Raw genomic sequence first — 13,222 nt, 5'->3', positions numbered from 1 at the left:
TTTACTTATTGGAGTTGAAATTCAGCCATGCCGAAGAACTTCTCTATGAAGTCATACAGCCGGTCTTCGATGGGGCGCACGTACGAACTGTTGTTCGGGTGGGCCAGATAACCGGTCATTTCCGTTGACCAGACCATCTCGGAAGATCCCTGAAGAAGCCAGGATTTTAACTTTAAAAACTGCTGTTCGTCAACCGAACGGGGCATGAAAATTAGAATGAATTCTTTGACTACCTCATTTACGTCGTGGGGATCGGTCAGACTCTGCACAAAGGAGTGCAGATCCAGCGGTAGGAGGTTATTGTCAATGTGGAAGTTCCGGCCGGTGACCTTCTTGACCATCCAGTAACGCTGCTGCATGAGCGCCGGGCTGATCCAGTGACGGTGGTATTGCGGGCCGTCATAGTAGGCTTTCCAGCCGGAAATGGTGGGGGGTTGCTGGAAATCGAGCTGCATGGAATAGCAGTAGCCCGAGTAGTTCTCACCCATCTCGTAACGGTACCGCAGGTCGATCCAGTCAACGTGTTCGTATTCGCGGAATGGCCGTAAGCAGCTGGTCAGCAGGTCGATCGGGTTCTTGATGATGCAGCCCCGGATCTCGGTTTCGTAGAAGAACTCGGAACTGAACAGCTCGCGAAGGACCGGCTTGATTTCGTAATTGTTGGCAACCAGCGTCTGGGCAAGGGGTTGGATCACCTTGCGTTCCACTTCATCGGTGATCTTATAGTCAACGAAGTAACGGTAGAGCCGGCGCACGAAGTGCAACGAAGTATTCGGGCTCTTGAGCAGGATATCGATGATCACTTTGTATTCATCGGCTCCGGCGTTCCGGATAACCTGATTTCCAAAGTGGTAGCTCAACTGCTTATCACCGGTATCGTGGTAGCTTTTTTCAAATTTGGCGGCAACGGGAACTTCCTCCTCGCTGTACCGGAAATCCAGGTTGACCCAACCGGTAAGTGCACGGGCGAGAGCCACTACATCCTTTTCGGTAAAGGTGCTGTAATCTCCCTTGGCGATCAGCTCTCCCTTGCCGACGGTGAAGAGCTCCATAAGCTCCCGGGCGTAGTTCTCATTCGGATTATCCTTGTGGTTAAGGGTGCCGTCCAGGCAGGAAAGCATCTGGGGCTCAATAGTGATGCGCTCCAGTATGGTACGCAGGTTGCCGAGGGCCAGCTCCTGGTACAGTTTTACGTATTGGTATACGGACCGGGCATCACCATGCTCACCATGGATAGCGAAGTAGTTGATCCAGAAGAACACCATCCGGTCGCGGATAGTCGTCTTCTTCTCGAGCAGCATGGTATTGTAGAACCAAGACCGGAAAGAGAAATTCCGGTACTTGTTGGTGCCGATGTACGGCGTGTTAACCCAGGTTTCTCCTAGCTTAACGGCCGGATCGTAGCCATCGCGGTACTTAAGTGGGGGGTGGGGGATCTCGTAGCTGCCCAGTACGATATCGAGCGTCTTATCAAGGCCATCTTTAGAAGCCTTGTTTATCTCGTCGATACGAGGGCCATACGTGGTACGCCGGAGCAGATGAGCGGCTGCTTCGCGATTCCAGGGCCCGGAGTATCGGGGCATGGACGCGACAACAGGAGGAGACTGTGTAAGAGACTGGTCAGACAAATCACGGATATTTTAAGACAAACAACAATCAGGTGAGGCCCCGACAGCTTACGCCGTAAGGATCTAATCAAGAGTGTTATGCAAATTGGAATACCGTGATTAAAGCAACGTCACAGCTTAGTGTGTCTCGAAGCGGCAGCAAAACTACAGGCGAAATGATGAACGTGCAAACTATTAGCTGGCAAATTCAAAAAATCGCTTGTTTTAACAATAACAGTTGGTGCACGATTCGACTATTTAGATAACTTCATGCGCTCCCTGCCGGAGGAGCATCGAATCGGCGTGTGCATTAGTAACCCCAAAATGAAGCGGCTTATTTCGGAGGGGAGTAAACTTTTTCCTGTGAATTCGGATGAGTGCCCTATTCGAACTGATTTCGGATCTCAAATCCTTCTCGCTTGAGCAGCTGATCGCGACGGAATAGATCAATATCGGCCCGGACCATCTCGGAGCACATGGCTGCAAGATCGTATTTGTGTTCCCAGCCCAGCTTGGTTTTGGCTTTGGTAGGGTCGCCCAGCAACAGTTCCACTTCGGTTGGGCGGAAGTATCGCGGATCCACCGACACGACGGTGGTACCGACCGCGAGTGGGAAGTCGTCATTGTTTACGGAGGCTATTACCCCTACTTCATCAACGCCTTCACCTTTGAACTCGAGTTCGACGCCCACCTCCCGGAAACTCATCCGTACGAAATCCCGTACCCGCGTCGTAACACCGGTAGCCAGCACGAAATCTTCCGCTTCGTCCTGTTGCAGGATACGCCACATACCTTCAACGTAATCCCGGGCGTGACCCCAGTCACGTTGTGCGTCCAGGTTGCCCAGGTAAAGGCTATCCTGTAACCCAAGGGAGATCTTGGCTACCGCCCGGGTAATCTTACGGGTCACAAATGTTTCACCGCGAAGGGGGCTCTCATGGTTGAACAGGATACCGTTACAGGCAAACATATTATAAGCCTCCCGGTAGTTCACCGTGATCCAGTATGCGTACATTTTTGCCACGGCATAGGGAGAACGCGGGTAGAAGGGTGTTTTTTCCGACTGAGGAACCTCCTGGACCAAGCCGTAAAGCTCGGATGTAGATGCCTGGTAAAAACGGGTCTTGTCCGTCAGCCCGAGGAGGCGAATAGCTTCCAGCAAGCGCAGCGTTCCTATACCATCCGCATCGGCGGCGTACTCGGGCATGTCAAAGCTCACCTTGACGTGGCTCATCGCCGCTAGGTTATAGATTTCATCGGGTTGAACTTCCTGCACGATACGGACCAGGTTGGTCGAATCGGTCAGGTCTCCGTAGTGAAGAATCAGGTTGCGGTCCGAGACATGGGGATCCTGGTACAGGTGATCAATCCGGTCGGTGTTGAATTGCGATGCGCGGCGTTTAATGCCGTGGACTTCATAACCCTTGCTAAGCAATAGCTCGGTAAGGTAGGCTCCGTCCTGACCGGTAACTCCGGTGATAAGGGCAACTTTAGACATATGCGTGGTTCTTCAGGGTAAAAATCAATTTTCCGCAAGTACGCGGTTAAATAGAGTGAGGTATTCGTCAATCAGTTCATCCTCGTTGAACGCCTCCAGGCGGACCACGGCATTGCGGCGGTGTTCTTCCTGTAGTTGTTCATCCTCGATTAGCCGTTGCATGGCATCGGCCAATGCCTGACTGTCGTTGTTGGGGAAAGTGAGTCCGGCTTCGGCTACAATTTCGGAAAGAGCGCCGTCCCGGGATACGATAACATTCTTCCCGGCAGCCAGGATTTCCGAAGCCGCACCGCCGAAGGGCTCCTCCCAGGTAGAGGGGAGTACGGCAATTTTGCACTCCTTCATCTGGTTGACCAGTTTGTCTTTCGTGAGCATCCCGGTAAAGGTGACGAAATTGCTTTGACCGGCTTCCCGGACCATTTTTTCCAGTCGGGGCCGCTCCGGTCCATCACCAATGATGCACAAACGATAGCGGTTACCGGCTCGCTCCTGCACAGTGGCAAATGCTTCAACGAGCAGATTTACTCCCTTCTCGGTCACCAGGCGTCCTAAAAAGAAGAAATCATAAGCATATTCGCCGGAGGTGTTCCGACCGCCTACGAATTTTGAGATAGGAAATGGGTTATGAATCCGTAGCTGGTTGGGTAGGGGATGCTGGCGCATCATCCAATCCGAAATAGCTACGTTCACGGTCACGAAGCGCTTGGCGAAAGTCCGCAGAGCGGTGACCTTAGCTATGCCCCGTAGCGTATTGCCCAATTTCCCGTGCTTGAGGTGAAAACGAAAAGAAGGGATCGGACGCAGCGGGGCCAGCTTGCCGTCGTACCAGCCGGCACCGTCTATGCAAGCTACCTGATAACCGGTATGGCGCATGATGATGGGCTTTCCGGTCAACAGGACATGTGGAGCCGCGTATAGGCTAGCCCCGTTCGAAAAGATGATGTCGGTATGCTTCGCGAGGCGGTAAAATTCGCTAAATGAGGGTTGCCGCACAATGCGGTACGGTTCATCATCTACCCCGTCGTACGGTATCGGGGTAACGAGTGTCACGTCATGTCCTCGCTCGGTAAAGTGGACCGCGAAATTATTCGCAAGCGTCTCCATGCCTCCTACCATCGGCTTAAAGACCGGGGTGGAGATCAGAATCTTCATAGAATCAGGTTAATTGGACGAACCACCAATGAAGGCGGCATGTGCCCGACTAAGAAACCGGCTGGGATTACAGCGCGTTTTCCTCGCCCTTGATAAAAGCGTTGTAGGCCGTCATCACTACGCAACGGATGTCCATTAGGATGCTCCAGTTCTCCAGGTACCAGACGTCGTATTCGACGCGCTTCTCCATCTTCCAAACCTCATCGGTTGGTCCACGGTAGCCATTTATCTGTGCAAGGCCGGTAACACCAGGCTTCACCTTGTGGCGAATCATGAATTTGTCGATCAGGCGGGAATACTCCTCCGTATGCTTGAGCATATGCGGGCGGGGGCCGACAACGGACATCTCGCCAGTAAATACATTGATGAACTGGGGAAACTCGTCCAGGCTGGTCTTGCGGAGAAAGGCGCCTACCTTAGTAATGCGGTCATCGTTCCGGGTGGCCTGCTTGCTGTCTGAGCGATCGTTCACGCGCATGGAACGGAATTTCCACATCCGGAATACATTGTTCAGATAGCCGGTGCGTTCCTGACGGAAGAAAATGGGGCCCGGATCTTCCAGATAGATAGCGATAGCTACGATGGGCATCAGGATGGGAAAGATGAGCAGGATCACCATGGAACTCACAACCAGGTCGAAAACCCGCTTCATGAATTTATTCCGCAGTGCGGTGAGCGGCTCCTCCTTCAGCGTTAGCATACTCAGATCGCCTAGCTGCTGGCTCTTATATGTACGCGGGAACATTGTGGTCTCCCGCGGGGCAACCTCGACGTCTATAAACTGAGTTTCGCAGATATGCATGATCTCCCGCTCTTGCTCGAGCGTCAGATCGCTGTAGAAGAAGATGAGCTTGTCGATATTGGGTTGGCCTTCTAAATAGGCCTTGAGATCGTGGTAACCGCCGATGTTGCTAACGTTCGCATGGGGCGTATTACCGAAACGGCCGACCAGTTCCGCGCTACCCGGGAAGCAGTAGTCGAAGGCCTTGAATAGTTGCTGTAAGTTTTCAGCCTTTCCACCTACAATAACGTAGCGGAATTTTTCGAAGGGGCTTTCTTCCCGCAGCCGGTGGAATACCCGACCCGTTGATACGAGGATCAGCGCCAGGCCGTGCGCCAGAAGAATAAAGGGCGTATGGGGAGCTTCTCCTAGAATATTATAGTAGAAAAGGGAGGTAAAGGCCAACAGGAAGATGATAATTTTGAAGACCTTGGATAGCTGCTGCTCCATCCGGACGCGCTCGTACCACCGGTACGCATTGAAGTAGACGCACAGCCATCCCCAAGCAATGTTGACGAACACGACTAAAGCTATGTTACGTCCGGTGATTGCGGAACTGTAGTCGAAAACACCATAAGTGATCAAGCTCGCTATAAAAAACGAAAGGTTGATAAGGATAAAATCCGTCGCTATTAAATCATAGCGATGCGGCGTCGACCGCATGACCCGGGTATGCGGGGATGCAGCTAACTGTGATGTGAGTTCCATGAATTGTGTTGTTTAGTGTTCAGTGTCAAAATCTGTCGAAAACCAAAAAGTATATTCCGCTTATCCAAATGTTCTGCGGCAAAGGTGAGTGCACCACTGCTGTCATTGGCCCGTTGGCCGCTTAAAATTTTTCTCAGCCCTGTCTCCAGTGCGTCCAAATCCTCGGGAGCCACTAAAGTTCCAAGGTGATTGTCTTTTACTTGCTCGTACAAAGTTGTGCCTTGCTCAGCAGTTATTAATGCATGTCCTCCAACAGCTAGAATGTTTGTCAGTTTGGACGGCATCACAAGATCTGCCGCCGCTTTTTTCTGTAAAACAAGGTGCACGTCCGCTGCAGCCAGGGTTGCTGCGAGTTGTGATAGGGGCTGAAGGGGTTTAAAAGTTAGATTAGGAAGTTTTCTACGCTGGGCATCTGCTACGAGGCGCGCTTTCGCGCCTCCCTCCCCAATAATAAGGAATTGCAAATTAGGAACCTGGCGCATCCGATCGGCTAACTCAATAACGTTTTCCAATCCTTGCTTTTCGCCAAGATTACCAGCGTAAAGTATAAGGCGATCATTGGGTGGTATGTTCCACGTTGATCTCGCAGATTGTGCGCGTGTTACCGGAAATACGAGATCTCCGTCCACCCAGTTCGGGAAAAGGACGATATCGTCGGCTGGAATACTTTTCTTGGTAACCTTAAGCAGCATCCCCTGGCTGATGGTAGACACCGTATCTACCCGATGAAGTAACCACTTCTCCGCCCGCTCCAACAGGCGAAGCAACCACTGCTGCTTGATGATGCCAAGATCGCGGGCCGCGTCAACCTGTAAATCCTGGATATGGTAGAGCACGCGCGTTCCCCGGAACCACTTGTGAATTAGTGCGGGAAAGCCCAGATGAAAGGGCGGGCTGACGCAAATGATCTGGTCGTACGACCGAAAGTATCGGGGTATCCAGTAACGCATGGAGCTCAAGACGAAACTAAACTCATGCAGTATACGCCGCATCCCCGTAACCTCTTTGGGCACGTAAAGTGGACAGCGGTGCACCGTCACGCCATCGACTGTTTCGGTATGGAATCCCCGATCGTATCCCTCCTTGATCTCCCAATGCGGATAGTACGGCGGAGCCGTGATAACCTCTACATCGTCGCCTGCGGCGGCGAAGAAGGTTGCCATCTCACCCGTGTACTTACCAATGCCGGTAAGTTCGGGAGCGTAGTTTATGCCGTAAATAAGTATTCTCACATCAATATAACGGCCGGAAAAAACCGGATCGCAATTTGGGTGAGCCAATAGGGCTCGGCTGGGACTATGGTTACAATGCTACCGGGGAGGACCGGCTACTCTATCCTTAATTATTCGGGCGGGAGAACCCATGCAGATTTTTCCTGCCGGCAGATCCTTAAAAACGGAAGATCGGGCACCAACCAAGGTACCCCGGCCTATCCGAACTCCAGGTCCTACGTAGACATCCGTGGCGATCCAGCATTCTGGTTCTATATAAATAGGTTTGCTATAGATCGGGAAGTCTGGCATTCCCGGGTCGTGGCTGCCCGTACAAAGATATGACTTTTGGGAGATAACCGCATCGTGGCCCACCTCTATCGGACCCAAACTGTACAGAACGACATCATCCCCGATCCATGCGTAATCACCAATGGTGACCTTCCACGGGAACTGCGTTTTCACGGTGGGCCGGATAATTGCGCCCCGGCCGATCTTCGCCCCAAATTTTCTTAACAGCCAGCGCCGCCATCCGTATAGAAACTGCGGCGAAGGGCGAAACAACAGAGCCTCGACAATCCACCACAGCTGAACGTACCATCCCGGACGGCCACGAAAATCTTCCGGTAACCGGAATCTACTGAGGTCCTGATACGGTGTTTCGGTCACGCGCTCGCCGTTTCTTTGTCCAGAAATACATTCACGTCCAGGTCGTATTTTTCCCTGACTACCTCCTCGAGCGGTCGCGTTAGCATCTCCCGCTTAATTTCGAAGATGGTTGAGTCTACCAGGAAGCGGAACCAGAAACCCTGCAGGAAGTGAAAAATCAATCCCTCTTTCCCGTCTAAGAATCCCAGCTTAATGATGTAGCGGTGAAATAGATAGAGGAAGCTGCGTAAAAAAAGGGGCGAACGCTGGAAGACCCGGCTTTTAAGCCATCGCTTTCGTTCGATCGGGTTACCCAACAGACGCGCATTGACCTCTCCCGTTTCTTTTTCGGCCAGGATGGATTCCACGGCTTCGAATACGGCCCATCGAGCGTGGGAGACGGTAAAGTCTCGCAAGCTACTCATTACGCCGTCTTCGAGATCGGCCCCATTCGCTGCCAATTGGGTCGTCCCTTCAACCACGAAGTGCTGGTCGTAGACCTTGTTCTCGCAGTGACCCAGGTGCTTCCGGTACAACCGGAGATGGTAAATAGGGTGGTAGCCGCCGTACTTGATCCACCGACCCATGAAGATGGCCCGGCGGGCGAACATGTAGCCATCAATTCCCGCCACGGTCGGATCGAAGGAATTATTGATCCAACTGACCATCCCCGGCGTCAGTCGTTCGCCAGCATCCAGATGCAGGACCCACTCGCTGCCAAAGGGGACGTTTTCCTGGGCCCAGTTTCTTTGGGCGGCGTAGTTTTTAAAGGGGTGTTGGACGTAGCGAATCCCACGCTCCTCGAGAATGGTCAGCGTGCGGTCGGTGGAGAAAGAATCTACCACGAAGATGGGCGCCTTGACGCCCTCTAGCGAATCCAGGCAGTTCCCGATGTTTGCCTCCTCGTTGAAGGTGAGAATGACAACGGTTAATGCGTTTTTCATGCGAGAATCTTTTGGTAGGCTTCTTCCCATTCGGAAATATTGGCATGAATGCTGAATTCCTCCCGGGCCAGCCGGTAGGCGTTCTCATTCATTTGCCGTAGCTCATCGGGGGGAAGCTGCAGAATGCGATCGACGGTCTTTTCTAAGCTCTCCGGATCATTAGGCACCCAGTAGCCGGCGTGGTGCTGTTCCAGGACTTCCCAGGGCGTGCCCGTCGAGGCGACCGCCGGGGTACCCTGCGCCAACCCTTCCATAACCACGATCCCAAAGTTTTCGGTGTGCGATGGCATAAAGGTAAACCAGGCCGAAGCCAGCAGTTCTTCCTTCTCCCGACCGTCACGGTGGCCCAAAAACCGAATGCGATTACCAAGCCCCTTTTTTTCGACCAGATTGACCAGCATACGCCCGTAGTCATTGTAATAGTCCCCCACGATCTTGAGCGTGAACTCGCTGGACAGGAAGGATCGGGAGCGAGACAAGGCCTCGATCAAATTTTCGATGGCCTTCTTTGGATCAATACGGCCGATATACATGAAGTACTTTTCTTTGGTCGTCTCAATCCGGTCGGGCAATTCCATATAATTGGGAATCTGAATAACCTTCGCTTCGTCACCGAAGTTCCGACGGATGTAAGTCGTCTCCGCATCGCAGGTTGAGTGAAACCATAGTAAGTCCTTGTCTACGTGCCGATTGATCAAGGAAATGACCGCCTTTTTTCGCTTCGGGGAACGAAGAAGCATGGGGGGGTCGAGATCGCCCCGCGATGACCATAGCATGGGTTTGCGGTAAAACTTACTGTTGATCGCCGCCATTAGAAAGGAAGCGGGATAGGTAATCATCGAAAGGTGCAGCACATCGACGTTCCTAAGCTTCTTCAAGGCCATTTTGATTACCCCGAGCGGTAGGTAATGCACCGGGTTGCGGGTATATATCACTTTTCCGTAGTCCGTATCCAGCCACCTGCCCCGGGGTGTCGGGAGAGGTTGCCCGCGGTCAGTAGTGGAAATGACGGGCTGATGCCCCCGGCGTGTCAGCGCCTTCGTGATCCAGTATACCGTGTTGTCGGGACCGCCGGTCTGTGCCGGGTAGAAGCTACCCGTGGGGAAAAGAATCTTCAGTTTCTTCAAAGTATAGTTTCGTATAGATCGAGGTACTGCTTAGCAATCGAATCGATATGGTAAGACTGTGCATTCTGGCGACCTCGTGCAATAAGATTTTTCCGGTCTTCGGCGTCATCCAGTAAACGAACCACCCCGGCCCGGATGGAGGAAACGTCCTCAGGGTCGACCAGTTCGGCACCACCGGCACCGGCTACCTCACGCTGAGGGGACATATTGCTGGTCACCACCGGTCGACCGGTCATCTGGGCTTCCAGAATTGGTAATCCAAACCCCTCATAGGTGGACACGAATAAAAGCGCATCACAATCCACGTACCGCTGCCGGACTTCCTCGTCGGAAAGGCCGGAAGCATAGTGAAAGTCGATTCCCTGCTTTTCCAGCTCCCGCAGATCTTCTCCCGCCGGCTCGCCAATAATTTCAAGACGGCAGGGAATACCGCTTAGCGCTTCCGCGAGACGGGAAAGATTCTTATTCGCCTTTACGCCCACCTGCAGGAATGTTGGGTAATCGGCGTTGAATTCTTTGGGTTGAAAGGTGAAGGCCGGGTCCACGAAGTTTGGTATGACGCGCAGTTTGTCGGCGCTACAGCTGGTGAGCGCCAATATCTCCTGGCGTGTCTTCTCCGAGATCACGGTTACTGCCGCAGCCCGGCGGGCCGGCCATTCGAAAATCACCCATCGGTAAAACCAATACCGGGGGTGCCATTTTGGATACCGGAGTAGTGGATTGCAGTCGTGAAAGGTTATGACACTGGGCCGGTCCAAGCCGAAAACGACGGACGTGACGTCACCGGTGACGTGGTTGACCGCCTGCCCGTCTCCCGATAAACTTTTTTCCTGCGTCCCCGCCCAACTTATATTTTGCCGGACGGCACCCAACTGGTTGTTGTAGGAAGGTAGTTCGAGCCGGTTAACGTGCAAACCACGTGCCCGAAATTCTACCGCAAGACGGTCGAATAACCGCTCAATACTGAATGCGGTAGGGTAGGGCTTGCGGTAAAACAGATTAAGCTGCATGGACGTCGCGATCATTTAAACTGGCGATGATCAGCCCCCCCGCGATCATGGAGAATCCATGAGATGTCGGTTGACTCCATCCCCCCTGTAGAACTTTTAGAAAGCCAAAGCTCAACAGCATGAAAGGCAGGGCGTTTCCCCGCAGGGCAGCCAGCGAACCGGCGATAAGCAGATGAAAGCTCAAAATGGCGCGTAGCAGTACGGTGCCGATCCCCAGGAACGGCCCCATTTCACCCACTACCCGTGACCACTCGCCCTCACCCAGGAGGAAAGACCGCCCCCCGGTTAAAATAGTAGCGGCCACGTTCGTTCCCATACCCAGACCTTCACCGTGCCAGGGCAGGTGAGAGTTTTCGGTAAAGGCTCGGGTCATGCCCCCCAGGAAGCGATTGGAAATGCTGCTGTCTAGCCCGCCCTCCGAGGAATTCGCGGCCTCGAAGCGGGTCGTCAATACGGTTAGGGAGGTTTGGAAAAATTCCAGCGTTGACAGGAGAATGACGATCACGGGAGAGATAAGCAGAAACACGCCAAGGTTACGGGTGGCCCGGGCGCTGCGCAAGCTGATCAGCACAAAGAAGAAGCCGCTCAATGCGAATTGGACCATGTACGTCCGGCTAATAGAAAGCGGAATGGCGGCGACCGCACTGCCGAAGCCGGCGATCAATGCGATGCGGTTGATCTTCGACGGTTCGGATAGAAAGTAGAAGAGAAATGCAGCGGCAAGGGAGAAGTAAGTCACCGAGCCATTCGTAAATGAAAACGTACCGGAAGGGCGCATATAGCCCATGGCCCCACTAAATCCGGCTCCTTCCATATCACCACCCACGCCCCGGTTGATCCAGGCGGACTGGGGACTATAAAATTGCAATCCGATGATCAGTGTCATCAGCGGAAGTATGTAGACGCAGTACCGTCCAATTTTTTCGACATCACTGCGGCTCAGCACGTTACCGGCAATGAAAATCAGGAAAAAGTGCAAAAGCAACGTTCGCAGACCGAAGATGTCAACCAGCAAATTCTGATGACCTAACCCCAGCGTAAGAACGAAGGACGCAAGACCAAATGCCAGCAGCGTAAGGGTGTAAAAGTTAAGTAGTCGATAGCCTGCGGACAAGTAGGTGAATATGATGACGATCATCAGCGGATCCCGGATGATCGTTAACGGACCGGCGAGGAAGGGCAAAAACCACTTTCTCAGTGCTCCCTCGAAGAAGAGCAGAAAGATGTAGAGATAGATTAGCCTGCGGGTCAGCCGGTCGGCCCCACGAGCGTAATCGTTTATGAAAGCGACCTCAGGCATATCGGGTCACTAGTTGGGTTATCATGTCCGCAAGTTCGTTACCGTAAGTCGACCAGGGGCGGCGGGCGGCGGTTTCGGATGCTGCCCGACCGATTTGAGCAACGGACCAGGGGCGGACCAGTAAATTTTCAAGTTGCTCTGAGATAGCTTCCGCAGAACCGGCCGGCACGATAAACCCATCCTCACCGTGGGTAATTAGGTCGGGGCCGGCGGTTCGCTCGGTGGCAATAACCGGAGTGCCCTGTGACATGGCTTCGGTGATCACCAAACCGAAGCCCTCAAAATGGGAAGGGAATAGCAGGACGTCCTGCTGTTGCATCAGGTTCAGGATCTCATGGTGGGGCAGGCTGTTAATGTGCCGGTGTCGACGCAAGTAATCATTCAACGGTACGCACTCCTCCTCCGGTAGCCGGCCAACGACGGTCAGGTCGATTCGGTCTCCAAAAGGTTCTACGGCTTGGAACATTTCGAGCAATCCCTTGCGCTGAGACAGTCCCCCGACAAAGAGCAGGCGTAAGGGGCGGTTGTCCGCGTTTGCGTACTCTCGATTTTGAACCGGCTCGGGAAAGCCATAGGGAATGACCGAAACGGGTGGGAGCTTACCCGGGTAATCCTGCAGGGTTTTCGCGGTGAAGCTGCTGGCAACGAAGATGTGATCCGACAATTCGATTTCCCGGTCCTTGCGAGCCAACTTTTCGTCCGAATCCTGCATCCCCTTTATCGTCATGGCCCAGTCGGGATTGTCCTCGGCAACCTGCCCCAATAGTCGGCGAGATGATCGCCAGTAACCGATGGGCAGGTCATAGAGGGTAAATAGCCCCAGTTCCCGTGCTGCCTCAAAGGAATAGGCCGCGCCATCTTCGTAAGCGTAAATGGCAGGTGTACGCTTGCGGCGGAGGCGATTTGCAACCCGAGCGTCCAGGCTACGGTAAACGGCATCTACACTCAATCGGCCCGTCTCGTGTTTGGTCAGTCCTTTAAAACCGGCGCGCATGGCTAGTAGACGACCCAGTTCCAGCCAGGGAAAGAGATGGGTGTGTACCTGAATGTCAGGGGAAAATGACCGCCGGCTAAAATCCGAGAACGGGCCAAAGCGACTAAGCTTGTCAAACGTGTTCCCGGGAAAGGTGGCAATTGCGGTATAGAAACACTCTAAAAGACCCGCGGCTTCCAGGCCATCTAAAGCGGCCCGGACGTTTGCGTTTCCCGTGGGGTGTGAGACAGTTACCATGCTAA

General features: G+C 53.2%; 11 protein-coding genes. All 11 read right to left on the bottom strand.

What is annotated here, in order from left to right; genetic code table 11:
* Positions 1 to 5: 5 nt before the first annotated feature.
* On the bottom strand, positions 6 to 1,583 hold the full coding sequence (locus DRW39_RS11010; protein WP_116107097.1) for a DUF1800 family protein: 1,578 nt from the start codon (positions 1,581 to 1,583) through the stop codon (positions 6 to 8).
* 406 nt (positions 1,584 to 1,989) lie between these two features.
* Positions 1,990 to 3,105, bottom strand: coding sequence for a GDP-mannose 4,6-dehydratase (gene gmd / locus DRW39_RS11005; protein WP_116107096.1), 1,116 nt, complete (start codon positions 3,103 to 3,105; stop codon positions 1,990 to 1,992).
* Between the two features lie 24 nt (positions 3,106 to 3,129).
* The gene (locus tag DRW39_RS11000; protein ID WP_116107095.1) at positions 3,130 to 4,257 is read right to left on the bottom strand and encodes a glycosyltransferase family 4 protein; all 1,128 of its coding nucleotides are present in this window, start codon (positions 4,255 to 4,257) and stop codon (positions 3,130 to 3,132) included.
* Between the two features lie 67 nt (positions 4,258 to 4,324).
* Positions 4,325 to 5,701, bottom strand: coding sequence for an exopolysaccharide biosynthesis polyprenyl glycosylphosphotransferase (locus DRW39_RS10995; RefSeq protein WP_232830141.1), 1,377 nt, complete (start codon positions 5,699 to 5,701; stop codon positions 4,325 to 4,327).
* Between the two features lie 23 nt (positions 5,702 to 5,724).
* Complete coding sequence (locus DRW39_RS10990; RefSeq protein WP_198664851.1) at positions 5,725 to 7,026, bottom strand: WcaI family glycosyltransferase; 1,302 nt, start codon at positions 7,024 to 7,026, stop codon at positions 5,725 to 5,727.
* 30 nt (positions 7,027 to 7,056) lie between these two features.
* On the bottom strand, positions 7,057 to 7,626 hold the full coding sequence (locus DRW39_RS22900; protein WP_116107092.1) for a putative colanic acid biosynthesis acetyltransferase: 570 nt from the start codon (positions 7,624 to 7,626) through the stop codon (positions 7,057 to 7,059).
* Positions 7,623 to 8,549, bottom strand: a complete 927-nt coding sequence (locus DRW39_RS10980; RefSeq protein WP_157976057.1) for a glycosyltransferase family 2 protein — start codon at positions 8,547 to 8,549, stop codon at positions 7,623 to 7,625. The genes DRW39_RS22900 and DRW39_RS10980 overlap by 4 nt, the downstream gene beginning before the upstream one ends.
* Entirely contained in the window at positions 8,546 to 9,676 is a 1,131-nt protein-coding gene (locus DRW39_RS10975; protein ID WP_116107090.1) for a glycosyltransferase family 4 protein, read from the bottom strand. Before DRW39_RS10975 ends, DRW39_RS10980 begins: the two co-directional genes overlap by 4 nt.
* Positions 9,673 to 10,686: a glycosyltransferase family 4 protein gene (locus DRW39_RS10970; RefSeq protein ID WP_198664850.1), complete on the bottom strand. Its 1,014-nt coding sequence runs from the start codon at positions 10,684 to 10,686 to the stop codon at positions 9,673 to 9,675. The genes DRW39_RS10975 and DRW39_RS10970 overlap by 4 nt, the downstream gene beginning before the upstream one ends.
* Positions 10,676 to 11,986, bottom strand: a complete 1,311-nt coding sequence (locus DRW39_RS10965; protein ID WP_116107088.1) for a hypothetical protein — start codon at positions 11,984 to 11,986, stop codon at positions 10,676 to 10,678. Before DRW39_RS10965 ends, DRW39_RS10970 begins: the two co-directional genes overlap by 11 nt.
* Entirely contained in the window at positions 11,979 to 13,217 is a 1,239-nt protein-coding gene (locus DRW39_RS10960; RefSeq protein ID WP_116107087.1) for a glycosyltransferase family 4 protein, read from the bottom strand. Before DRW39_RS10960 ends, DRW39_RS10965 begins: the two co-directional genes overlap by 8 nt.
* Positions 13,218 to 13,222 lie beyond the last annotated feature (5 nt).

The sequence above is a fragment of the Lewinella sp. IMCC34191 genome, assembly GCF_003390935.1.
Taxonomy (GTDB): Bacteria; Bacteroidota; Bacteroidia; order Chitinophagales; family Saprospiraceae; genus Neolewinella.
Note: the sequence above shows the minus strand (reverse complement) of the source record. Positions and strands in the feature narration are given on the sequence as shown.